Here is a 23,552-nt window from a genome sequence, read left to right on the forward strand (position 1 = left end):
TGCCTCAGACGGCGGCGGCGACGAGTCCTGCGGCGGCGCGGAGTTCCTCGACGCGGTCGAGCTGCTCCCAGGTGAACCCGGGGAGTTCACGGCCGAAGTGCCCGTACGTGGCGGTCTTCGCGTAGACCGGGCGGAGCAGGTCGAGGTCGCGGATGATCGCGGCCGGACGCAGGTCGAACACCTGGCGGATCGCGGACTCGATCGTGGCGTCGTCGACGTGACCCGTGCCGAACGACTCGACGTACAGCCCGACCGGGGCCGCACGGCCGATCGCGTAGGCGACCTGCACCTCGAGGCGGTCGGCGAGTCCGGCGGCGACGGCGTTCTTCGCCACCCAGCGGAGTGCGTACGCGGCCGAGCGGTCGACCTTCGACGGGTCCTTGCCGCTGAAGGCACCGCCACCGTGACGGGAGGCTCCGCCGTAGGTGTCGACGATGACCTTGCGACCGGTGAGCCCGGCGTCGCCCTGGGGGCCGCCGATCTCGAAGCGCCCGGTCGGGTTGACGATGACGTCGACGTGCGACGAGTCGAGGTCGACCAGGTCGAGCACCGGACGGATCACGTGCTCGGTGATCTGCGCGGTCAGCTCGTCGAGCGTCACGCTCGGCGCGTGCTGCGTGGAGAGCACCACGGTCTCGACGGTCTTCGGCACGACGCCGTCGTAGCCGACGGTGACCTGCGTCTTGCCGTCCGGACGGAGGAACGTCAGCAGACCCGACTTGCGGACCTCGGCCAGACGCTCGGCCAGCCGGTGCGCGAGCCAGATCGCGACGGGCATGTACTCGGGGGTCTCGTTCGTCGCGAAGCCGAACATGATGCCCTGGTCGCCCGCGCCCTGACGGTCGAGCGGGTCGACGCCGGCACCGGAGCGCGCGTCGAGGGACTCGTCGACGCCCTGCGCGATGTTCGGCGACTGGGCGCCGATCGACACCTCGACGCCGCAGGTGCGGCCGTCGAAGGAGACCTCGGACGAGTTGTACCCGATGCCCGTGATGACGTCACGGACCAGCTTCGGGATCTCGACGTAGCCGGAGGTGGTGACCTCGCCGGCGACGTGCACGAGCCCGGTGGTCACCATCGTCTCGACCGCGACACGCGCGTGCGGGTCGACCGTGAGCAGTGCGTCGAGGATCGTGTCCGAGATCTGGTCGCAGATCTTGTCGGGGTGCCCCTCGGTCACCGACTCGGACGTGAAGAGGCGCAGGTTGGTGCTCGTCACCGCGATCAGTCGGTCGGCTGCTGCTGCTTGGTGACGGTGAGCTTGTCCTCGTTGATCTCGTGGAGCGCGACGGACAGCGGCTTGTCGTCGATCGTCGAGTCGACGAGCGGGCCCACGTTGTCGAAGAGCGACCCCTCGTGCAGGTCGGCGTAGTAGTCGTTGATCTGACGCGCACGCTTCGAGGCGAAGATGACGAGCGCGTACTTCGACTCCACCTTGGCGAGCAGGTCGTCGATGGGCGGGTCGATGATGCCCTGGGGGTTGGCCATGGTGTCTCCTGTCGACGGAACGATCGGGGCGGGCCGGACGGAGCCCGGCACGCGCGTGCGCCCGTCAGGGCGCAGAGAACAAGTCTACGACCTCGCGTGCCGCGGTGCCGACATCCGAGTTCACGATGCGCACGTCGAACTCGTCCTGCGCGGCGAGTTCCACCTTCGCGGTGTCGAGCCGGCGCGCCTGTTCCTCAGCGGACTCGGTCCCGCGGCCGACGAGGCGGCGCACGAGTTCCTCCCACGACGGCGGCAGCAGGAACACCAGGACCGCCTCGGGCATGGCGTCGCGGACCTGGCGGGCACCCTGCAGGTCGATCTCGAGCATCACCTTGTCGCCCGCGTCGAGCGCACGGTCGATCGGCGGACGCGGGGTGCCGTACCGGTACGAGTTGTGCACGGTGGCCCACTCGAGGAGTTCGCGGTCGCGGATCATCCGGTCGAACTCGTCGTCGTCCACGAAGTAGTAGTGCACGCCGTCGACCTCGCCGGGGCGGGGCTTCCGGGTGGTCGCCGAGACGCTGAGGTTGACGTCGGGGTACTGCTCGCGGATGTACGCGCTCACCGTGCCCTTGCCGACCGCGGTGGGGCCGGCGAGGACGACGAGCTTCGACGTGCCGCGCTTCCGGCCGCGCGCCGCCAGCCAGTCGGCGAGCTCCGACCGCTGCCGGGTGCCGAGGCCGCCGAGGCGCTTCGAGGGAGCGATCCGGAGCTCGCCCATGATCGTCTCGGCGCGTGCCGGCCCGATCCCGGGCAGGCTGGTCAGGAGGTCCCGCACCCGCAGGGACTTCTCCGCGGGGGCCTCGGCGTCGGACCACGCCAGCCGGGAGACCTCGAGCGCGGACCGCTCCCCCGACGCGATCGCCGCCTTCACCGCGGCACGGGCACGCCGTGCGGCGACGGCGGCCTGCGCGGCCGCGACACGGTCGACCTCGGGCGGGTTGCGGTGTGCGGGCAGTGCGTCGCGATCGGACGTCATGCGGCGGCCCCCAGCGCCGCGCGGATGCGCTCGGCACGGTCGGCGACGAGCGTCGCGACACCCTCCGGGCCGTCGGTGAGGAGCCCGCGGGACTCGCTCACGAGCACCTGCTCGGCACGGCTGCCGTACAGCGCACGGAGGTCCTCGATGCGCGCGCCCTGGGCGCCGAAGCCCGGGGCCAGCACCGGCGACGTGCCGATGGCCGCCGCGTCGATGCCGAAGTCGTCGAGGTCGAGGGTGGCGCCGAGCACGAGCCCGACGTCCCCGAGGGGCTGGTCGCCGCCTGCCCGGTTGTCGTCTGCCACGCTCAAGACGATACCGGCAGCGACGCTCCTCCCTGCCCACGGCCCCTCGGCGAGCACGGCGGTCTGCAGCTCCCGCGCCTCGGGGTTGCTCGTCGCCGCCAGCACGAAGACACCGGCGCCGTTCCGGCGCGCGACGTCGACCGTCCCGGCGAGGGACCCGTACCCGAGGTAGGGCGACACGGTCATCGCGTCGGCCGCGAACGGCCCGTCGCGGTCCAACCACGCGAGCGCGTAGTCGTCGCCCGTCGTCCCGATGTCGCCCCGCTTGACGTCGGCGACGACCAGGAGGCCCGCGTCACGTGCGCGACGGATCGTCGCGTCGAGCGCGCGGTAGCCCGCCACCCCGGCCGCCTCGAAGAAGGCGACCTGCGGCTTGACGACCGCCGCGCGGCCGGCGGCCGCGTCCACGAGCGTCGCTCCGAACGCCGTCAGGCCGGCCTCGTCGCGGCCGAGCCCCCACGCCGCCAGGGTGGCGGCGTGGGGGTCGATGCCGACGCACAGGGCGGAACGCGACCCGATGGCGGCCGTGAGCCGGACACCGAAGGAGGTCGCGCCTCCCGGCTGCCCGTCGCTCACCAGGTCGCGCGCTCGAGCGCGTAGTCCTGCAGGCTCCGCACGCTGTGCGGCGACCCGATCGTCTCGATCGCCGCGACCGCGGCCCCGAGCTGCGCGATCGTCGTGAACAGCGGCTTGTCCGCCGCGACCGTCGCCGCACGGATCTCGTACCCGTCCGCACGACCGGCGGCACCCGACGGCGTGTTGATGACGATGTCGACCTCGTCGCGCGCAAGCAGGTCGACGACGCTCTCGCCGCCCTCGCTGTACTTGCCGACCAGCGTGACCTCGATGCCGTTGCGCTGGAGCACCTCGGCGGTGCCCTCGGTCGCGGTGATCGTGAAGCCGAGCTGCTGCAGGCGGTGCACCGGCAGCACGACCTGGCGCTTGTCGGTGTCGGCGACGCTCACGAACACGGTGCCGCTCGTCGGGAGGCCGCCGTACGCCGCCTCCTGGGACTTGAGGAACGCGCGCGGGAAGTCGCGGTCGATGCCCATGACCTCGCCGGTGGAGCGCATCTCGGGGCTGAGCACCGAGTCGACGACCTGCCCCTCGCGGGTGCGGAACCGGCGGAAGGGCAGCACGGCCTCCTTGACGGCGATCGGCGACTGCATCGGGACGAAGGCGCCGTCACGGGCGGGCAGCATGCCCTCGGTGACGAGCTCGGCGACGGTGCTGCCGGTCATGATGCGGGACGCGGCCTTCGCGAGGGGGATGCCGAGCGCCTTCGACACGAACGGGACGGTGCGGCTGGCGCGCGGGTTCGCCTCGAGCACGTAGAGCACGCCCGCGCCGATGGCGAACTGCACGTTGAGCAGTCCCTGGACCCCGATGCCACGTGCGATCTTCTCGGTCGCGTCGACGACGCCCTGGATCTCGGCGCGGCCGAGGCCGACCGGCGGCAGGGTGCAGGCGGAGTCGCCGGAGTGGATGCCGGCCTCTTCCAGGTGCTCCATGATGCCGCCGATGTAGAGCCGCTCGCCGTCGAACAGCGCGTCGACGTCGATCTCCACCGCGTCGTCGAGGAAGCGGTCGACCAGCAGCGGGAGGTCCGGGCCGATGATCGCCTGGTCGGCCATCCGGTCGAAGTAGTCGGCGAGCGTCGCGGAGTCGTAGACGATCTCCATGCCGCGGCCGCCGAGCACGAAGGACGGACGGACGAGGACCGGGTAGCCGATCTCCTCGGCCACCGCGGTCGCGCTGGCGAGGTCGTGGGCGGTGCCGTTCCGCGGGGCGAGCAGGCCGGCCTCGTCGAGGATGGCGGAGAACTGCCCGCGCTCCTCGGCGGAGTCGATCGCCGTCGGCGAGGTGCCGAGGATCGGGATGCCGGCCGCTTCGAGCGGCTTCGCGAGCCCGAGGGCCGTCTGGCCGCCGAGCTGCACGACGACGCCGACGAGCTCCCCGGACGCCGCCTCGGCCTCGATGACCTCGAGGACGTCCTCGGTGGTCAGCGGCTCGAAGTACAGGCGGTCGGAGGTGTCGTAGTCGGTGGAGACCGTCTCCGGGTTGCAGTTGATCATGATCGTCTCGAACCCGGCGTCGCTCAGCGCGAAGGACGCGTGCACGCAGGAGTAGTCGAACTCGACGCCCTGCCCGATGCGGTTCGGGCCGGAGCCGAGGATGACGACCTTCCTGCGGTCGCTCGGGGCGACCTCGGTCTCGGCGTCGTAGGACGAGTAGTGGTACGGCGTCAGGGCCGGGAACTCGCCGGCGCACGTGTCGACGGTCTTGAACACCGGGCGGATGCCCTCGGCGTGGCGGGCGTCACGCGCCTCCTGCTCGGTGATCCCGCGCAGGGAGGCGATCTGCGCGTCGCTGAAGCCGTGCTCCTTCGCCCACCGCAGCGTGTCCGCGTCGAGGGTGTCCGCCGACCGGACCTCTTCCGCGACCTCGTTGATGAGGACGATCTGGTCGATGAACCACGGGTCGATCTTCGTCGCCTCGAAGACCTCGTCCGCGGTGGCGCCGGCGACGAGCGCCTGCTGCACCGTGACGATGCGGCCGTCGGTCGGGGTGGTCGACTTCTCCAGCAGCGCGTCCTTGTCGAGCTCCGCCGCCGGGGTGTCCCAGTGGAAGCTCGATCCGCGCTTCTCGAGGCTCCGCAGGGACTTCTGCAGCGCGGTCGCGTAGTTGCGGCCGATCGCCATGGCCTCGCCGACGCTCTTCATGGTCGTGGTGAGGGTGGCGTCGGCGGCGGGGAACTTCTCGAACGCGAACCGCGGGGTCTTCACGACGACGTAGTCGAGGGTCGGCTCGAAGCTCGCCGGGGTGACCTTCGTGATGTCGTTCTCGATCTCGTCGAGGCGGTACCCGATCGCGAGCTTCGCGGCGATCTTCGCGATCGGGAAGCCCGTCGCCTTCGACGCGAGGGCCGACGAGCGGGAGACGCGCGGGTTCATCTCGATGACGATCAGGCGGCCGTTCGACGGGTCGACGGCGAACTGGATGTTGCACCCGCCGGTGTCGACGCCGACGCGCCGGATGATGTCGATGCCGATGTTCCGCATGTTCTGGTACTCGCGGTCGGTCAGCGTCAGCGCCGGGGCGACGGTGATCGAGTCGCCCGTGTGGACGCCCACCGGGTCGACGTTCTCGATCGAGCAGATCACGACGGTGTTGTCGAAGTTGTCCCGCATGAGCTCGAGCTCGTACTCCTTCCACCCCAGGATCGACTCCTCGAGCAGGACCTCCGTCGTCGGGCTGGACTGCAGGCCGTCACCGACGAAGCGGACGAGCTCCTCCTCGTTGTACGCGAAGCCGGAACCGAGGCCGCCCATGGTGAAGGACGGCCGGACGACGAGCGGGTAACCGAGGTCCTGCGCGTACTCCTTCGCCTCGTCCAGGGTGTGCGCGATGTGGCTCCGGGCCACGTCGGCGCCGGACTCGAGCACGAGCTCCTTGAAGAGCTGCCGGTCCTCACCGCGCTGGATCGCGTCGACCTTCGCGCCGATGAGCTCGACGTCGTACTTGTCGAGGATGCCCTCGGCGTCGAGCTTGATCGCCGCGTTCAGCGCCGTCTGGCCGCCGAGCGTCGGCAGCACGGCGTCCGGCCGCTCGATCTTGATGATCTCCTCGAGCGACGGGCTCGTGATCGGCTCGATGTAGGTCGCGTCGGCGAAGTCCGGGTCGGTCATGATCGTCGCCGGGTTCGGGTTGACGAGGATCACCCGGACACCCTCGGCCCGGAGGACGCGGCACGCCTGGGTGCCGGAGTAGTCGAACTCGGCGGCCTGACCGATGACGATCGGGCCGGAGCCGATGACGAGGACGGAGTTGATGTCTGCGCGCTTCGGCATCAGTTGGCTTCCTTGGTGATGTCGGCGGCCGGGGTGGTCGCGGTGGCGGTCGCGGGGTCGAGCGGTTCCCCGGCGCGACGCTCGCGCACCAGGTCCGCGAACCGGTCGAACAGGTACATCGAGTCGTGCGGGCCGGCCGCCGCCTCGGGGTGGTACTGCACGCTGAAGGCGGGCACGTCGAGCGCACGGAGGCCTTCGACGACCTGGTCGTTCAGGGAGTAGTGCGAGACCTCGACGCGACCGAACCCGGCCGGCGACTCGAGAACCTCGCCGAGCGGTGCGTCCACCGCGAAGCCGTGGTTCTGGCTCGTGATCTCGACCTTGCCCGTGGTGGTGTCGAGCACCGGCTGGTTGATGCCGCGGTGCCCGAACGGGAGCTTGTAGGTGCCGAAGCCCAGCGCGCGGCCGAGCAGCTGGTTGCCGAAGCAGATGCCGAAGAACGGCCGACCGGTCCGCAGGCTGTCCTGCAGCAGCTCGACCTGGGCGTCGCTGGCCGCGGGGTCGCCGGGGCCGTTCGAGTAGAACAGGGCGTCCGGGGCGAGCGCCTCGAGCTCGGCCGCGGTGATGTCCTGCGGCACGACGTGCACCTCGAACCCACGGGCGGCGAGGTACCGGGTGGTCGAGGCCTTCACACCGAGGTCGAGCACGGCCAGCCGGCCGATCTGCTCGCCCACGGCCGGAACCACGTAGGTCTCGGGGGTGGAGACGATCGACGAGAAGCTCGCTCCGGTCATGCTCGCCTGGTCGCGGACGAGCTGCTCCTGCTCGGCGGCGGGGAGCTGCGCGTCCGCGCCGCTGAACACCCCGCCCTTCATCGCACCGGCGTCGCGGATGCGGCGGGTCAGGGCCCGGGTGTCGATCCCGGAGATGCCGACGATGCCGTCCCGCACCAGGTGCTCGTCGAGTGTCGCGTTCGCGCGGTGGTTCGACACCACGCGGCTGGGGTCGCGCACGACGTAGCCGGCGACCCAGATCCGGCGGGACTCGGGGTCCTCGTCGTTCACACCCGTGTTGCCGATGTGCGGCGCGGTCTGCACCACGATCTGCCCGGCGTACGAGGGGTCGGTCAGGGTCTCCTGGTAGCCGGTCATGCCGGTCGCGAAGACCACCTCGCCGAGCGTGCGCCCACGGGCGCCGTAGGCCCAGCCGTCGTAGCGGGTGCCGTCCTCGAGGACCAGTACGGCCCGTTCGCGTGTCATCAGTTCGTCCCTTCGCCCGCGGTGTGCGGGTGTTCGTGCTTCGTCGACAGTCCCTGCAGGGCGACGAGCGCTGCCGCGTCGCCCTCCGGGAACCGGAAGTAGGTGTCGAGGTCCGTCGCACCTGCGGCGCCGGTCGCCGTCCATCGCAGACGGACCAGTCCCCCGGGCTCGACCACGCGGTCGATGGCCGACGTGGCGCGGTCCGCGCCGCGGACGGCGGAGGCTTCGATCCACCGGTCGGGGGTCCCGGCGTGGTGGATCACCACACCGGTGTCGTGGACGGTCACGCCGCCGCGCCCCCGGAAGCCGAGACCGCCCGCCGTGATCCGTTCGAGCGGCTGGTCGGCACGGGTCGTCGCGACGGTGAACCCGTCCCACGAACCGGCCGCCGGTCCCAGCCCGGTGGGCACCGGGACGGGAGGCACGGCCTCGGCCTGCTTCCTGGTCCGCGTCCGCCAGGTGCGCGCCATGGCGACGAACAGCGCGGCGACGAGGGCGAGGATGATCCCGCCCTCGAGCCAGCGCAGGGCGTCGCCGCTCATGCGGTCGCCGCCTTCGCCCGTGCGGCGACCGTCCCGGCGTCGACCAGGCGTCCGTCGAGGACCGTGGGCGCGCCGTGGTGGAAGGTCGCGACGACCCGACCCGGCAGCCGCATGCCGAGGTACGGCGAGTTCTGCGACTGACCGGCGAGGTCGGCGACGGAGAACTCGCGGACCGCCGACGGGTCGTACAGCGTGATCTCCGCCGGGGCGCCCTCGGCGATCCGCTGCCCGTGGCCCTCGACCTGCCCGATCCGCGCCGGTTCCTCGGAGAGCACCCGGGCGACGTCCGCCCAGTCGAGGCGTCCGTCCTCGACCACGGCGGCGTGCACGACGCTGAGCGCCGACTCGAGGCCGACCATGCCGTTCGCCGCCGCCGGCCACTCGCAGCACTTCGCCTCGGCGGTGTGCGGGGCGTGGTCGGTCGCGACGATGTCGATGGTGCCGTCGGCCAGCGCGGCCCGGAGGGCGTCGACGTCCTCGCGGGAGCGCAGCGGCGGGTTCACCTTGTACCGGGCGTCGTAGCCGGGAGCGCCGTCCTGCCCGGCGATGAGGTCCTCGGTGAGCACGAGGTGGTGCGGGGTCACCTCGGCCGTGACGTCGATGCCGCGGGACTTCGCCCACCGGATGACCTCGACGCTGCCGGCGGTCGAGACGTGGCAGACGTGCAGGCGCGCGCCGACGTGGTCCGCGAGCAGGACGTCGCGGGCGATGATCGCCTCCTCCGCGACGGCAGGCCAGCCGGCGAGCCCGAGCTCCGACGACAGCCGGCCCTCGTTCATCTGCGCACCGATCGTCAGTCGCGGTTCCTGCGCGTGCTGGGCGAGCACCCCGCCGAACCCCTTGATGTACTCGAGCGCCCGGCGCATGAGGAGCGGGTCGGACACGCACGAGCCGTCGTCGGAGAACACGCGGACCTTCGCACGACTCGTCGCCATGGCGCCGATCTCCGAGAGGTGCGTGCCCTGCAGTCCCTGCGAGACCGCACCGATCGGGCGGACCGTGACGTAGCCCGCGTCGTCGCCGAGCGCCTGCACCTGCTCGACCACTCCGGCGGTGTCGGCGACCGGCGACGAGTTCGCCATCGCGTTCACGGCGGTGAAGCCGCCGGCGGCCGCGGCACGCGAGCCGGTCAGGACCGTCTCGGACTCCTCGGAGCCGGGCTCGCGCAGGTGGGTGTGGAGGTCGACCAGGCCGGGCAGGGCGATCAGGCCGTCCGCGTCCACGACGGTGGCACCGGCCGCGTCGAGACCGGAGCCGACCGCGGTGATGCGCCGCGCCTCCAGGCGGATGTCGGCACGGGTGCCGTCGACCAGCTGGGCGCCGCGGATGAGGTGGGCGGTCATGCGACGGTCTCCTTCGGTTCGTGCTCGCCCGTCAGGGCGAGGTACAGGACGGCCATGCGGACGCTCACCCCGTTGGCCACCTGCTCGACGACCGTCGAGCGGGGGTCGTCGGCGGCGACGCCGGCGATCTCGAGTCCGCGGTTCATCGGCCCCGGGTGCATGATCAGCGTGCGCTCGGACAACGCTGCCGCCCGGGCAGCCGTCAGGCCGAAGTGCCGCGTGTACTCGCGCGGGTTCGGGAAGAAGGCGTCGTTCATCCGCTCCTGCTGGATGCGCAGGGTCATCACGACGTCCGGGTCCTCGGCGAGGGCCACGTCGAGGTCGTGGTGCACCGCAGCGCCGAAGGGGCGGTCGACCGCGGGCAGGAGTGTCGGCGGTGCGGCGAAGGTGACCTCGGCCCCGAGCGTGCGGAGCAGCCACGCGTTGCTGCGGGCGACCCGGCTGTGCAGGACGTCCCCGACGACGAGCACGCGCACGCCGTCGAGCGCCTGCCCGCGGCTCGCCGCCCCGTGGAGTCGCCGCCGCATCGTGAAGGCGTCGAGCAGCGCCTGCGTCGGGTGCTCGTGCGTCCCGTCACCGGCGTTCACCACCGGCACGTCGATCCAGTCGGCGTCGGCCAGCACCCGGGGCGCACCGGACGCACCGTGGCGGATGACGATGCCGTCGATGCCCATCGCACCGAGGGTCTGCACGGTGTCCTTCAGGGACTCGCCCTTGGAGACGCTCGAGCCCTTCGCGGCGAAGTTCAGCACGTCGGCGGAGAGCCGCTTCGCGGCGGCCTCGAACGAGATGCGGGTGCGCGTCGAGTCCTCGAAGAAGAGGTTCACGACGGTCTTGCCGCGCAGGGCGGGGAGCTTGCGGACCTCGCGGGAGTTGACCTCGGCCATCTCCTCGGCGACGTCGAGGATGTGGACGGCCTCGGCACGCGAGAGGTCTGCGGTGGAGAGGAGGTGCTTCACGAGGCACCGCCCTGCTGCGGCGCGCTGTGGTGCGGCTCGCTCTGCTGCTGCGCGCTCTGCCGCGGCGCGGTGCGCTGCTGCTCGCTCTGCTGCTGCTCGCTCTGCTCGATGACGACCTCGTCGGTGCCGTCGGTCTCGGTCAGGCGCAGCGTGACCCGCTCGTCGGCAGCCGTGGGCAGGTTCTTGCCGACGTGGTCCGCCCGGATGGGCAGCTCGCGGTGGCCACGGTCGACGAGCACCGCGAGCCGCACTGCCCGGGGACGACCGATCCCCTGCAGGGCGTCGAGCGCCGCGCGGACGGTGCGACCGGAGTAGAGCACGTCGTCGACCAGCACGACCACCTTGCCGTCGATGCCGCCCGCCGGGATGGTCGTGCGGTGCGGAGCGCGGCCGATGCCGTGGCCGAGGTCGTCCCGGTGCATCGTCACGTCCAGCGTGCCGACGCGGGACCCGCCCGCCGGACCCCACTCGGGGTCGATGTCGGCCAGGACGCGGTCGAGCCGCTCGGCCAGGACGGCACCCCGCGTCGGGATGCCCAGGAGCACCAGGTCCGAGGCGCCGTGGTTGGCCTCGAGGATCTCGTGCGCGATGCGTGTCAGAGCACGCGTGATGTCGGAGTGCTGCAGGACCGTTCGGGTACCCACGCCGACCTCCTTCCCCGCCTCACCGGACGGACTTAAAGGATGCTGACGTGGTCAACCCTACCGGGACTCCTGGTCCTCTGCGACCGTCCGACCGGACGGTGCGCGGCCGCCGGCGACCGCGCCGAGCACGCCGTTGACGAACCCGGCCGACTCCTCCGTCGAGAGCGACTGCGCCAGCTCGACGGCCTCGGCGATGGCGACCGCGTCGGGCACCTCCGCGTTGTACCGCAGCTCCCAGACGCCCATCCGCAGGATGCAGCGGTCGAGCACCGGCATGCGCGCGATGGACCAGCCCTGGGCATGGTCGACGATCACCTGGTCGATCTGCGCCCGGTCGTCGTCGACGCCCGTGACGATCTGCCGTGCGTAGTCCCAGCTGGAGGCACGCTCCGGCTGGTCCAGGTGCCGGACCGTCTCGGTGGCGAGGACGTCCGCGATCGGCAGCTCGCGCACCTCGGCCACGTACAGCATGTCGAGGGCGCGCTTGCGGGCCTTCGAACGAGCACTCATCCGGTCAGCGCCTAGGAGTTGACGCGGCCGAGGAAGCTGCCGTCGCGCGTGTCGATCTTCACCGTGGTGCCGTTCTCGAGGTACAGCGGGACCTGGATCCGGTGACCGGTCGCGATGATCGTCGCGTCCTTCGTGCCGCCGGACGAACGGTCGCCCTGCAGACCCGGCTCGGTCTCGACCTCGGTGACGATCGACGTCGGGAGCTCGACGTACAGCGGGTTGCCCTCGTTCATCGCGATGGTGACCATCGCGGACTCGAGCAGGTAGTTCTTGGCGTCGCCGACGACCGTCGCCGAGACGGGGATCTGGTCGTAGGTGTCGGTGTCCATGAACACGTACGAGTCGCCGTCCTCGTAGAGGTACTGGTAGTCGCGGCGGTCGACGGTCGCGGTGTCGATCTTCGCACCGGCATTGAAGGTGCGGTCGACGACCTTGCCCGACACGACGTTCTTGAGCTTGGTGCGGACGAACGCGCCGCCCTTGCCCGGCTTGACGTGCTGGAACTCGACGACCGACCAGAGCTGCCCGTCGATGATGAGAACGGCGCCGTTCTTGATGTCAGTGGTACTGGCCATGAGTCTTCGGTGTCCCGTTCGATCGTGTGTTGTGAAGGTCTGCGGGCCGCGTGGGCCCCGGACGAGTGTAGCGGACGAGCACGCCGGGCCTCCCGCGCGAGGGAGGTCCAGACGGAGTCACCGTCTCTCCCGCCCGCGCGGCGGTCCCGCCGTCACTCCCGCTTGCGGGCGAGGGCCGCGTCCACGGCGGCCCACACCAGCAGCACCACCGCCGCTCCCCCGAGCAGCCCGCCGGCGGCAGCAGTGGACAGCACCGCCGTCGGACGGGCCGGCAGCGCGAGGTAGACGATCGAGAGCACGCCCGCGCCGGCGCCGAGCAGGACGAGCAGCACCCGTCGGATGACACCCGCGAGGGTCCGCCGGTCGCGACGGTCGGAGAACAGCCGGATGTTGACCGACAGCTTGCCGGTCTCGATCGCCTCGCCGATCCGGTCCACCCGGCGTGGGAGCCGACGGACGGCCGACACCGCGCCGAACAGCTCGCGCACGGCGACGTCACGGATCCGACCGGGCCGGAGCTGGTCGCGGATCTGCTCGGCGGCGAGTCCGCGGGATTCCTCGAGCAGGTCGAACGACGGCGCGAGGGTGCGCAGCGTCCCCTCGAAGATCGCGAGGGCACGGGCCGCTGCCACGAAGTCCGGCGGCGGCTTGAGCCGGTAGCGTCCGAACACCTCGACGGCGTCGTCCACCGTGTCGACCCCGATCCGGGCGCCCGGACCGAGTTCGTCCGCGACGAAGCGCGCGATGGCCCGGCGGAAGTCCGGCTCGTCCTGGGCATCGCGGACCGGGGCCATCCGGAGCACGGCGTCGGCGATCGCCTCGGTGTCGTCCTGGATGTACGCGGAGAGGAGCTGCTGCACGGTGTCGCGGAGACCGGGGTCGAGTCGGCCGACCGAACCGAAGTCGATGAGCGCGGGCCGTCCGTCCGGGAGCAGGAGCACGTTCCCCGGGTGGAGGTCGGCGTGGTACAGCCCGTCGAAGACGACCTGCCGGAGGAAGGCACGGAGGATCGTCCGCATCGGCTCGTCGAGGTCCCGGCCCGACCGCGCCGACCGGATGGCGCTGAGGGTGTCGCCCTCGAGGAACTCCATCACGAGCACGCGGCGACCCGAGAGCTCCGGGTACGGGTCCGGGAAGCGGACCTCGTCCGGACGGGCGCTCCGCGCCTGGGCCGCGCGCAGTGCCGTGAGGTTCCGGAGCTCGGACGAGAAGTCGACCTGTCGGACCAGGTCGTCGGCGTACTGCGCGGCGACGTCCTGCACGCCGACCTGCCGCGCCTCGGTCGAGAGCCGGGCCATGAACCGCACCACCCGGAGCGCGACGTCCACGTCCCGCCGCACGGCTGCGTCGATGCCGGGTCGCTGCACCTTCACCGCGACGCTCGTGCCGTCCGTCAGCCGCGCCCGGTGCACCTGGGCGATGGAGGCGGCCGCCACGGGGACCGGGTCGAAGGCGGCGAAGACCTGCTCGACGGGCGCACCGAGCTCCCGCTCGAGGAGGGCCGCCACCTCGGCCGGGTCGGCCGGCCTCACGCTCCGCTGCAGGTGCGCGAGCTGCTCGGTCCACTCCTCGGGCAGCAGGTCGTCGCGCGTGGAGAGCAGCTGGCCCATCTTCACGAAGCCGCCGCCGGCCTCCTCGAGGGCCCGGCGCAGGTGGTCCGCCTGGCGGCTGCGGAGGTCGGACCGCTCCGGGTCGCGGGAGAAGTCGAGCCGCCGGAAGGGCAGCAGTTCGTGGCGGCGGGCGATGGCGAGGAGCTCGGCGAAGCGGCGGCCGCGCGATCGGAGGCTTCCGACCTCGACGTCCGGGCCGTTGCCGAGGTCGCTCAGGCGGGGCGGAGTGGGCACGGGTCCAGTGTGCTCCCCCGGTCTGCGTGGTCGGCGTCCCCCGGCCCGCGTGGTCGGCGTTCCCCGGCCCGCGTGGTCGGCGTTCCCCGGCCCGCGTGCTCGGTGGTGTGGTCCACAGGCTCGGTCGCTCCGGTCCGCAGGGTCGGGTCCTCCACAGCCGGGAGGCACGGGTCGCGCTCCACAGGTCGGCGCCGAACCGCGGCCGGGCCGGTCCCACCGCGGCAGGCTGCGGTCATGGAGACAGCACTCGTCGGGGCGGTCATCGCCGCGGCCGCGGCGATCGTGGCCGCGGTCGTCAGTTGGTTCGGCGCCTTCCAGTCGCGTCGGGCGGCCGACCGTGACCACGCGTGGGAGCGCCTCACGTGGGCGATCCGCCGCTCCGAGACGCAGTCGGAGTACGACATCTCGCGAACTGTGCTCGAGCGGTTGATGAAAGTACCGTGGGCTCCAAAGCCAGACAGGAACCTCGCACGACGCGCTCTCCGGCGCCACCGGTTCGAGAACGTCCGCGACCGAGAACCGGAGAACGAGTGATGCGCCTCTTCCGACCACTGCCGGACGCGCCGCAGTTCAAGATCGACGGCACCGACGAGGACGACGCGATCCTCGACGCGTGGGTGGACGGTGCCACCGTGGCCGAGTGGTACGAAGCCGAACGGACCGGTGTCGTCACCCTTTCGATGCGGGTGAAGTGGTGGTGGCGTCGCACCCGCCGCGTCCTGCGCTGACCACCGGCGATGGCCCGACGGGGCGGGACCAGCGTGCTGCGCCCCGATGCCCGGCACACGCCCCGGCCGGCACACGTCCCGGCCGGCAGGCGTTCCGGCCGCGCGGCGGCTCCGGTTCGGGTCAGGCGCCGTCGCCGTTGTACCGCGCCGTGACACCCGAGTCGACGAGCTCCCGGAACCGGTGCAACGCGTCCTCGGCCCCGACGCCGTGCTCCTGGTGCACGTCGATGCCCCGCGCGCGGAGCTGCTCGTCCCAGTCCTCGGGCACCGGTCCCTCGTCGAACCCGGTGATGCGCTCGACCGTGGCGCAGTCGGCGGCGTACTCCACCGCGGACACTCCCGACCACAGCAGCGCCCCGAGACACATCACGCAGGGCTGCGCATTCACGACGAGGGTCCGGCGCCGCCCGACGTCACGACCGAGGTTCCACGACCCCAGCCGCGCGTGGGCCAGACCGAGGGTGACGACCTCGGCGTGCATGGACGCCACGTCCGAGTGCAGCACGAGGTTCGTGCCGATCGACAGCACGTCGCCGGTCTCGTCGTCGACGACCACCGCGGCGAACGGGCCGCCGGTGCCCTCCTCGACGTTCCGCGTCGCCAGCGCTGTGACGAGGGCGAACCGTTCGGACCGGTCGTGCAGCTGCGCGGGAGTGGCGGCCTGCGCCTCCCGAAGCCAGTCGGGCACCCCCACGCGGAGCTCGGTGGGGAACGGGGCGAGGACGGATCCGGACATGGCCAGGACGCTACCGACAGGCGGTTTCCCGGGTGTTTCCGGCAGCGAACGCTCCGGGAACACCGTCCGGCGACCTGGCCGACTAGACGCCGACCTCCTGGTAGGCGGTGAAGAGCAGGTGGTCCTCGGGGCCCTCGAGGGTCACCGGCTTGCCGACACCGTCGAGGATGATGAACCGCAGCATGCCGGCGCGGGCCTTCTTGTCCCGCCGCATCGTCGCGAGCAGCCCCTCCCACCGCCCGATGCCGTACGAGGTCGGGAGCTCGAGCGACTCGAGGATCGCCCGGTGCCGGTCGACGGTGGCGTCGTCGAGGTGTCCGGTGAGGCGCGCGAGCTCGGCGGCGAACACCATGCCGACCGAGACCGCCGCGCCGTGGCGCCACTGGTATCGCTCGGCGTGCTCGATCGCGTGCCCGAGCGTGTGGCCGTAGTTGAGGATCTCGCGGCGGCCCTGCTCGGTGAGGTCGTCGGACACGACCTCGGCCTTGAGCGCGATCGCGAGCTCCACGACCCGGCGGAACTCCGGCGTCGTCGGGTCCGTCACGCGTGCGACGTCGGCCTCGACGATGTCGAGGATCTCCGGCACGGCGATGAACCCGGCCTTCACGATCTCGGCGAAGCCGGTCAGGATCTCGTTGCGCGGCAGCGTGCTGACGAGGTCGAGGTCGGCGACGACGGCGCGCGGCGGCCAGAACGCACCGACGAGGTTCTTGCCCTCGTTCGTGTTGATGCCGGTCTTCCCGCCGACGCTCGCGTCCACCATGCCGAGCACGCTCGTCGGGATCGCCACGAACGGCACGCCGCGCAGCCACGTCGCGGCGACGAACCCGGCGAGGTCGGTGACCGCACCACCGCCGAGCCCGATCACGGCGTCGGTGCGGGTGAAGTCCGACTGGCCCATGATCTGCCAGCAGAACGCGGCGACCTCGACGCGCTTCGCTCCCTCGGCGTCGGGCACCTCGGCGATGAGCGCCTCGAGGCCGGCGGCGACGAGCAGGTCGCGGAGACCGTTGGCCCGGGCACCGAGCGTCGGCGCGTGCACGATGAGGACCTTCGCGACGCGCGGTCCGAGCAACGCCGGGACCGCACCGAGCAGGCCGTTGCCCACGGCCACGACGTAGCCCTCGTCGCCGCCGACACGGATCTCGGTGGTGCCCTCGGGCAGGGTCTGGGCCGACTCGGTCACGGTGCTCCTTCGGTGGTGGTGCCGGCGGCGGTGTCACGCTCGCCGGTGGTGTCGTCGTCCGCGCGCCGCAGCCACGCCACGACGTCATCGACGACGTGCGACATCGGACGGCGCGAGGTGTCGAACACCGCGTGCGCGAGCGCGGCGTACGTGGCGGCGCGCTCGTCCAGGATGGTCTGCCAGGCATCGAGGCCGCCGGACGCCAGCAAGGGTCGGTCGCTGCCGGCGATCCGGTCCGCCACTGCCTCGGGCGAGACGGTGAGCAGCACGATCCGCGCGCCGGACATCGCGTCGCGTGTGGCTTCGTGGGTGACGGCTCCCCCGCCGACGGCGATGACGCCGCCGGACGCGACGGCCCGCCGCACGGCTTCCGCTTCGAGTTCCCGGAAGGCGGGTTCGCCGCGGTCCGCGAAGATGCCGGGGATCGGGCCGTGCTGGCGCGCGATCACCCGGTCCGTGTCGGTGAACGGCACGCCGAGGGCCTTCGCGACGCGCTTGCCGACGCTCGACTTGCCGGCACCCATCGGACCGATGACGACGACGGGGGCCGCCGCGGGCGTGCTCACCAGGCGGCGGAGGGCTCGGCGGCCTCGGTCCGACGGCTGCGGAGCGTCTCCGGGATGGACGCGAGGTATGCGTCGAGGTTGCGCTTCGTCTCGACCACGTTGTCGCCGCCGAACTTCTCGAGCACGGCGTCGGCCAGGACGAGGGCGACCATGGCCTCTGCGACGACCCCGGCTGCGGGCACCGCGCACACGTCGGATCGCTGGTGGTGCGCGGAGGCGTCCTCACCGGTGGCGACGTCGATGGTGTGCAGCGCGTGCGGCACGGTCGCGATCGGCTTCATCCCGGCGCGCACCCGCAGCACGGTGCCGGTGGACATGCCGCCCTCCGTGCCGCCGGCGCGGTCGGTGGTGCGGGTGATCGCGCCGTCCTCGCGGTACAGCTCGTCGTGGGCCTCGGAGCCACGCCGGCCGGCGGTCGCGAAGCCGTCCCCGACCTCGACCCCCTTGATCGCCTGGATGCCCATGATCGCGGCAGCGAGCCGGGCGTCGAGCCGCCGGTCCCAGTGCACGTGCGAGCCGAGTCCCGGCGGGACGCCGTAGAACAGCACCTCGACGACGCCACCGAGGGTGTCGCCGTCCTTCTTCGCGGCCTCGACCTCGGTCACCATGCGCGCGGACGTCTCGGCGTCGAAGCAGCGCAGCTGGTCCTCGTCGAGGCGGTCGACGTCGTCGGGCAGCGGCAGTGCGGTGCCGTCCGGGACACGCACGGTCCCGACCTGCAGCGTGTGCGCGACCGACCGGATGCCGAGCTCGGCGAGGAACGCCTTCGCGACGGCGCCGAGCGCGACGCGGGCGGCGGTCTCGCGGGCGGACGCGCGTTCGAGGATCGGCCGGGCCTCGTCGAAGCCGTACTTCTGCATCCCCACGAGGTCAGCGTGCCCCGGGCGCGGTCGGGTCAGCGGCGCCGAACGGCCGCGGGACGCGTCGGTCTGCTCCACGGGCTCGGGGTTCATGACCTCGACCCACTTCGGCCACTCCGTGTTGCCGATCCGGATCGCGATGGGGCTACCGAGGGAGTACCCGTGCCGGACACCGCCCGACACGTGCAGCTCGTCCTGCTCGAACTTCATGCGGGAACCACGGCCGTACCCGAGCTTGCGACGTGCGAGGTCGGTTCGGATGGACTCGAAGGACACCGGGACACCCGCGGGCAGGCCCTCGAGCATCGCGATCAGTTCGGGTCCGTGGGACTCACCAGCGGTCAACCAACGAAGCATGGTGCCCATCTTCCCACAGCGCACCGCCGTGCGACGCGCCCCGTCACTGGTAGTCGGGGTGCGCGCGGAGCCAGGCCTGGAACTGGTTCACGGCGACCAGGTGCTGGGCGTACGTGTCCGAGAACACCGTCTCGCCGGTCTCCAGGTTCACCGTGACGAAGTACTCCCAGTTGCCGGTCGCCATCTTCGTCACCGCGTTGATGGCGATGTCGCCGGGGTTCGAGATCGGTGCCGGTGGCAGCCCGTCGTGCACGTACGTGTTGTACCGGTTGCCGGCGTCGGCGCGCTCGGCGTCCGTCGTCGTGACCGTGTGCGTGTTGCCGGTGCCGTACGCGACCGTCGCGTCGGACTGCAGCTTCATGCCCTTGTCGAGTCGGTTCTGGAACACCCGGGCGACCTTCGGGTAGTCGGCGGCCAGACCGGCTTCCTTCTGCACGAGCGAGGCGAAGACGATCACGTGCTCCTGGTCGGCCTCGGCGACGCCTGCCGCGGCGAGGTGCTCCTTCATCGTGTCGACCATCGCCTTGAAGTACTGCGTGGCCGTCCAGCCCGGGTTGATCGGGTACGTCGCCGGGAACAGCCAGCCCTCGAGCGTCGTGGCGTTCGCCGGCAGCCCGTAGGCGGAGAGGTCCTTCGCCGCGGCGGTGACGTCGGCCTCGGACAGGCCGGCCTTCGAGACCATGCCGGCCTCGATGTCCTTCAGCGCGGTGCCCTCGGGGATGACGATGGAGGCCTGCACGCGGTTCGCGGTGTCCTGCAGCGCGGCCAGGGCGGTCTTCGAGCTCATCTCCTTCTTGAGCGCGTAGGAGCCCGGCTGGAACTGGACGTCCGGCGACGCCAGCAGCAGCTTGTAGAAGACCTTCGACGACTTCACGACCCCGCTGCGTTGAAGCGTCTTCGCGACGTCCTCGCCGATGTCGCCCTGCTTGATCGTGACCGTCACCTTGCTGGTGCCGCTGCCGGTGTAGTCGTCGGGCTCCTGCTTGCCGCCGACCGCGGCGATGATGCCCTGGATCTTCGGTGCGGCGAAGGCGTACGCGGAGACGCCGCCCGCGAGCACGACGGCCACGATGACGATGCCCGCGATGAGCGGGCCGCGACGACGCTTCGGACGCGGCTCACGCGGCTCGCGGGGAGGCCGGGAGGCACCCCCACGTCCGCCGCGACCGCCGCGTCCGCCGTCTCCCGCGCCTCCTGGGCCGTCGTCGCCGGGACCATCGTTCGCGGCTGGGTCACGACCGGTCGCCGACCGGTCGGCGCTCCGCGCCGCGGCGGCACGGTCGTCGTCGACGCGGACCTCGCCGGTGAGGAGCGCGTGCACCTCCGGGTGCAGCTCGGCCGCGCTCCGCGCGATCGGTGCGTCCGCCGGCGATACTGGACGGTCGTCCTGCCGCGCCGGATCCGGTTCGGGTGCGGCGGAGCGCTCTGCCGCTGCCGCGCGCGCAGCCTCGGCCGCACGCGCCTCGCGGCGGGACAGGTGCCGCGTGGGTTCCGCCTGCGGGCGGGCCGGCTCGGCTCCGCGCGGTGCCGCAGGGTCGTCACGCAGGTCGGGGGCGGTCGCACGGTCGTCGCGCGCGTCGGGGGTGTCCGCACGGTCGGAAGTGGACTTCCGCCGCTCGGCGTCGTTGCCGGGCGCGATGATCGCGTTCCAGTCCAGGTCGTCTGCCAACGGTCCTCGGTCTCTCGGTCGGGAACTCCGCCTGGGCATCGTCGTCTCGATCGACGGCAGGGAGCCCGGTTCAGGGGAGCGTGGCCCCCGGTGGGGCACTGGACGCACGCTCGTGGTCGAGCGCGTGTTGCAGAATGATAACAGCGGCCGCTTGGTCGATCACGGCACGGGACTTCTTCGTGTTCCGTCCCGCCTGGTGGAGCCCCCGCTGCGCCGTCACGGTCGACAGTCGTTCGTCCACGAGTCGCACCGGCCGGTGCGCAGCGAGCCGCGCCGCGAACTCCCGGGCGTCGGCGGTGGAAGGGGTGTCCCCGCCGGACATCGACAGCGGGAGCCCGACGACGATCTCGAGCACGTCGTACTCGTCCGCGAGCTCGGCGATCCGCCGCACGTCCGTCCGGTCGTCGCGGGCGACCGTCTCGACCGGGGTCGCGAGGAGGCCGTCGCGGTCGCACACGGCGACCCCGATCCGGGCACGTCCGACGTCGATGCCGAGTCGTCGCCCGGACCGGATCGCCACGATCAGGCCGCGAGCCGGTCGGTCACCGCACGCAGCGCGGCCGGCAGCGCGGACGCGTCCGTGCCACCGCCCTGCGCGAGGTCCGGCTTGCCGCCGCCGCCACCACCGAGGACACCGGCGGCTTCCTTGGCGAGCGGGCCCGCCTGCACACCGGCGGAGCGGGCAGCGTCGTTGGTGGCGACGATGACCACCGGCTTGTCACCCACGACGGCACCGAGCACGACGACGGCCGCGCCGTCGCCGAGCTGGCCGCGCACCCCGGTGGCGAGGGCGCGGAGGTCGTCCGAGGACTGCAGGCCGGTGACGGACTCGGCGACCACGGTCGTGGCACCGATCGTCGTCGCCTGTCGAGCCAGCGACGGCACCCGCTGCTGGAGGTTCGCGGACTCGAACTCGGCGATGCGCTTCTGCGCGGTCCGCAGGTCCTCCATCAGGGACTGCACCCGGGTGGGGAGGTCCTCGCGCGGGGCCTTCAGCGCGCTCGACAGCTGCGACACGATCGTGCGCTCGACCGCGAGGTCACGGAAGCCCTCGAGGCCGACCAGGGCCTCGACGCGCCGGTTGGTCGAACCGACGCTGGACTCCCCCACGAGGTTGACGAGGCCGACCTGCGCGCTCGACGCGACGTGGGTGCCGCCGCAGAGCTCGCGGGACCACGGGCCGCCGATGTCGACCATGCGGACCTCGGCGCCGTACTTCTCGCCGAAGAGGGCCTGGGCGCCGAGTGCCTTCGCCTCGTCGAGCGGCAGCACGCGGGTCGAGACCTCGAGGTCGGTGCGGATCGCGGTGTTCACGACCTCCTCGATCTCGGAGCGGGTCTCGAGCGAGACCGGCTGCGACCACGAGAAGTCGAGACGCATGTACCCGGACTTGTTGTACGAACCGGCCTGCAGCGCCTCCGGCCCGAGGATGTCGCGCAGCGCAGCGTTCACGAGGTGCGTCGCCGAGTGGGCCTGGGTCGCGCCGCGCCGGTACTCCGCGTCGACGACGGTGGTGGCGGGCGCACCGACACCGACCTCGCCGGAGCGGACCTGCACGGTGTGGCTCCACAGGCCGGCGACCGGCCGCTGCACGTCGAGCACCTCGAGGTCGAAGCCGTTGCCGATGATCGAGCCCTGGTCGGCGTCCTGACCGCCGGACTCGGCGTAGAGCGACGTCTCGCCGAGGACGACCTCGGCGATGTCGCCGGCGACCGCACGGTCGACGCTCACGCCGCCGACGATGATCCCGAGCACGGTCGTCTCGGCCTCGAGGGCGTCGTAGCCCAGGAAGACCGTCTCGCCGTGCGCACGGAACGCGCTGTAGACGCTGAGGTCGGCGAGGGCCGTCTTCTTGCTCTTGGCGTCCGCCTTGGCCCGCGCCCGCTGCTCGGACATCAGGGTCTCGAAGGCGGTGCGGTCGACGTGCACGCCGGCCTCCTCCGCCATCTCCATCGTGAGGTCGATCGGGAAGCCGAAGGTGTCGTGGAGCAGGAAGGCCGTGTCACCGCCGATCGACGGCGCACCGTCCTGCTTGGCGCGGTCGACCGCGACGTCGAGGATGGTCGTGCCCTGCGCCAGCGTCCGGAGGAACGTCTCCTCCTCGGCGTAGGCGATGCGGGCGATGCGGTCGTAGTCCGAGCCGACCTCGGGGTAGGCGTCGCGCATGGCGTCGCGCGACGCGGGGAACAGCTCGGGGAAGGTCGCGCCCTCGACGCCGAGCAGCCGCATCGCGCGGACGGTGCGGCGGAGCAGTCGGCGGAGGATGTAGCCGCGGCCCTCGTTCGACGGGCTGACGCCGTCGGCGATGAGCATGAGGGCGGAACGGACGTGGTCCGCGATGACACGCATGCGGACGTCGTCCTCGTGCACGGCGCCGTAGCGACGACCGGAGATCTCGGCGGCGCGGTCGAGGACCGGGCGGACCTGGTCGATCTCGTACATGTTGTCGACGCCCTGCTTGATGAACGCGACGCGCTCGAGGCCCATGCCGGTGTCGATGTTCTTGTTCGGCAGCTCGCCGGTGATCTCGAAGTCGTACTTCGACCGCACGTCGGCGATCTGGTACTGCATGAAGACCAGGTTCCAGATCTCGACGTAGCGGTCGTCGTCGGTGGCCGGGCCGCCGTCGATGCCGTACTCGGGGCCGCGGTCGAAGAAGATCTCCGAGCAGGGGCCCGCCGGGCCGGGCTGCCCGGTCGACCAGTAGTTGGTGTCCTTGCCGAGTCGCTGGATGCGCTCGTCGGGCAGCGAGGAGTGCTGCTTCCAGAACGCGATGGCCTCGTCGTCCTCTTCGTAGACGGTCACCCAGAGGTCGTCGGCCGCGAAGCCGAGGCCGCCGTCGGACTCGGGCTTCGTCAGGAACTCCCAGGCGTACTGAATCGCCTGCTCCTTGAAGTAGTCGCCGAACGAGAAGTTGCCGTTCATCTGGAAGAACGTGCCGTGCCGCGGGGTCTTGCCGACCTCTTCGATGTCGTTCGTGCGGATGCACTTCTGCACGCTGGTGGCCCGCGGGTACGGAGCCGGGACGAGTCCGGTCAGGTACGGGATGAAGGGGACCATGCCCGCGACGGTGAAGAGGAGCGACGGGTCGTCCGAGACGAGCGAGGCGGACGGGACGACGGTGTGGCCGCGGTCACCGAAGAACTGGAGCCAACGGCGGCGGATCTCTGCGGTCTGCATGGTGCTTCCTGATTCAGGTTCGGCGGGGAGG

22 protein-coding genes are annotated in these 23,552 nt (G+C 71.8%); 2 read left to right on the plus strand and 20 right to left on the minus strand.

The window, feature by feature from the left end; all coding sequences use genetic code 11:
* Nucleotides 1-4: 4 nt before the first annotated feature.
* From metK to AAEP86_RS13645, 13 genes are all read right to left on the minus strand, one after another.
* Nucleotides 5-1,219, minus strand: a complete 1,215-nt coding sequence (metK, locus tag AAEP86_RS13585) for a methionine adenosyltransferase (protein WP_420367849.1) — start codon at nt 1,217-1,219, stop codon at nt 5-7.
* A gap of 5 nt (nt 1,220-1,224) precedes the next feature.
* Nucleotides 1,225-1,488, minus strand: a complete 264-nt coding sequence (gene rpoZ / locus AAEP86_RS13590) for a DNA-directed RNA polymerase subunit omega (RefSeq protein WP_022906709.1) — start codon at nt 1,486-1,488, stop codon at nt 1,225-1,227.
* A 64-nt stretch (nt 1,489-1,552) separates the two neighbouring features.
* A complete protein-coding gene (gene gmk, locus AAEP86_RS13595) occupies nt 1,553-2,467 on the minus strand; it encodes a guanylate kinase (RefSeq protein ID WP_420367850.1) in 915 nt (304 codons plus the stop codon).
* Complete coding sequence (gene pyrF, locus AAEP86_RS13600) at nt 2,464-3,348, minus strand: orotidine-5'-phosphate decarboxylase (RefSeq protein ID WP_420367851.1); 885 nt, start codon at nt 3,346-3,348, stop codon at nt 2,464-2,466. The genes gmk and pyrF overlap by 4 nt, the downstream gene beginning before the upstream one ends.
* Nucleotides 3,345-6,623 (minus strand): carbamoyl-phosphate synthase large subunit, encoded by a 3,279-nt coding sequence (gene carB, locus AAEP86_RS13605; RefSeq protein ID WP_420367852.1) that lies wholly within the window; start codon nt 6,621-6,623, stop codon nt 3,345-3,347. The genes pyrF and carB overlap by 4 nt, the downstream gene beginning before the upstream one ends.
* Nucleotides 6,623-7,822: a glutamine-hydrolyzing carbamoyl-phosphate synthase small subunit gene (carA, locus tag AAEP86_RS13610; RefSeq protein ID WP_420367853.1), complete on the minus strand. Its 1,200-nt coding sequence runs from the start codon at nt 7,820-7,822 to the stop codon at nt 6,623-6,625. Before carA ends, carB begins: the two co-directional genes overlap by 1 nt.
* Nucleotides 7,822-8,364 (minus strand): hypothetical protein, encoded by a 543-nt coding sequence (locus AAEP86_RS13615; protein ID WP_420367854.1) that lies wholly within the window; start codon nt 8,362-8,364, stop codon nt 7,822-7,824. Before AAEP86_RS13615 ends, carA begins: the two co-directional genes overlap by 1 nt.
* Nucleotides 8,361-9,707 (minus strand): dihydroorotase, encoded by a 1,347-nt coding sequence (locus tag AAEP86_RS13620; RefSeq protein ID WP_420367855.1) that lies wholly within the window; start codon nt 9,705-9,707, stop codon nt 8,361-8,363. Before AAEP86_RS13620 ends, AAEP86_RS13615 begins: the two co-directional genes overlap by 4 nt.
* Nucleotides 9,704-10,666 (minus strand): aspartate carbamoyltransferase catalytic subunit, encoded by a 963-nt coding sequence (locus AAEP86_RS13625; protein ID WP_420367856.1) that lies wholly within the window; start codon nt 10,664-10,666, stop codon nt 9,704-9,706. The genes AAEP86_RS13620 and AAEP86_RS13625 overlap by 4 nt, the downstream gene beginning before the upstream one ends.
* Nucleotides 10,663-11,310, minus strand: a complete 648-nt coding sequence (pyrR, locus tag AAEP86_RS13630; RefSeq protein WP_420367857.1) for a bifunctional pyr operon transcriptional regulator/uracil phosphoribosyltransferase PyrR — start codon at nt 11,308-11,310, stop codon at nt 10,663-10,665. The genes AAEP86_RS13625 and pyrR overlap by 4 nt, the downstream gene beginning before the upstream one ends.
* A gap of 57 nt (nt 11,311-11,367) precedes the next feature.
* Nucleotides 11,368-11,820, minus strand: a complete 453-nt coding sequence (gene nusB, locus AAEP86_RS13635) for a transcription antitermination factor NusB (protein ID WP_420367858.1) — start codon at nt 11,818-11,820, stop codon at nt 11,368-11,370.
* An 11-nt stretch (nt 11,821-11,831) separates the two neighbouring features.
* Nucleotides 11,832-12,395 (minus strand): elongation factor P, encoded by a 564-nt coding sequence (gene efp, locus AAEP86_RS13640; protein ID WP_420367859.1) that lies wholly within the window; start codon nt 12,393-12,395, stop codon nt 11,832-11,834.
* A gap of 152 nt (nt 12,396-12,547) precedes the next feature.
* On the minus strand, nt 12,548-14,239 hold the full coding sequence (locus tag AAEP86_RS13645; RefSeq protein ID WP_420367860.1) for an ABC1 kinase family protein: 1,692 nt from the start codon (nt 14,237-14,239) through the stop codon (nt 12,548-12,550).
* A gap of 234 nt (nt 14,240-14,473) precedes the next feature.
* Between AAEP86_RS13645 and AAEP86_RS13650 the strand changes: the two genes are divergently transcribed.
* Nucleotides 14,474-14,773, plus strand: coding sequence for a hypothetical protein (locus tag AAEP86_RS13650; protein ID WP_420367861.1), 300 nt, complete (start codon nt 14,474-14,476; stop codon nt 14,771-14,773).
* The gene (locus AAEP86_RS13655; RefSeq protein WP_420367862.1) at nt 14,773-14,967 is read left to right on the plus strand and encodes a hypothetical protein; all 195 of its coding nucleotides are present in this window, start codon (nt 14,773-14,775) and stop codon (nt 14,965-14,967) included. Before AAEP86_RS13650 ends, AAEP86_RS13655 begins: the two co-directional genes overlap by 1 nt.
* 121 nt (nt 14,968-15,088) lie before the next feature.
* Here AAEP86_RS13655 and AAEP86_RS13660 read toward each other — a convergent pair whose 3' ends face one another.
* The 7 genes from AAEP86_RS13660 to alaS form a co-directional block, all read right to left on the minus strand.
* Nucleotides 15,089-15,703, minus strand: coding sequence for a nucleoside deaminase (locus AAEP86_RS13660; RefSeq protein WP_420367863.1), 615 nt, complete (start codon nt 15,701-15,703; stop codon nt 15,089-15,091).
* An 82-nt stretch (nt 15,704-15,785) separates the two neighbouring features.
* The gene (aroB, locus tag AAEP86_RS13665; RefSeq protein WP_420370493.1) at nt 15,786-16,868 is read right to left on the minus strand and encodes a 3-dehydroquinate synthase; all 1,083 of its coding nucleotides are present in this window, start codon (nt 16,866-16,868) and stop codon (nt 15,786-15,788) included.
* Between the two features lie 17 nt (nt 16,869-16,885).
* Complete coding sequence (locus AAEP86_RS13670; protein ID WP_420367864.1) at nt 16,886-17,455, minus strand: shikimate kinase; 570 nt, start codon at nt 17,453-17,455, stop codon at nt 16,886-16,888.
* Nucleotides 17,452-18,672 carry a chorismate synthase gene (gene aroC, locus AAEP86_RS13675; protein WP_420367865.1) on the minus strand — a complete coding sequence of 407 codons (1,221 nt, stop codon included), beginning with the start codon at nt 18,670-18,672 and terminating at the stop codon, nt 17,452-17,454. Before aroC ends, AAEP86_RS13670 begins: the two co-directional genes overlap by 4 nt.
* Before the next feature lie 43 nt (nt 18,673-18,715).
* A complete protein-coding gene (gene mltG, locus AAEP86_RS13680) occupies nt 18,716-20,341 on the minus strand; it encodes an endolytic transglycosylase MltG (protein ID WP_420367866.1) in 1,626 nt (541 codons plus the stop codon).
* Nucleotides 20,342-20,411: 70 nt separating this feature from the next.
* Nucleotides 20,412-20,864: a Holliday junction resolvase RuvX gene (ruvX, locus tag AAEP86_RS13685; protein ID WP_420370494.1), complete on the minus strand. Its 453-nt coding sequence runs from the start codon at nt 20,862-20,864 to the stop codon at nt 20,412-20,414.
* Nucleotides 20,864-23,521, minus strand: a complete 2,658-nt coding sequence (gene alaS, locus AAEP86_RS13690) for an alanine--tRNA ligase (protein ID WP_420367867.1) — start codon at nt 23,519-23,521, stop codon at nt 20,864-20,866. Before alaS ends, ruvX begins: the two co-directional genes overlap by 1 nt.
* Nucleotides 23,522-23,552 lie beyond the last annotated feature (31 nt).

Source organism: Curtobacterium sp. L1-20 (assembly GCF_048755855.1).
Taxonomy (GTDB): domain Bacteria; phylum Actinomycetota; class Actinomycetes; order Actinomycetales; family Microbacteriaceae; genus Curtobacterium.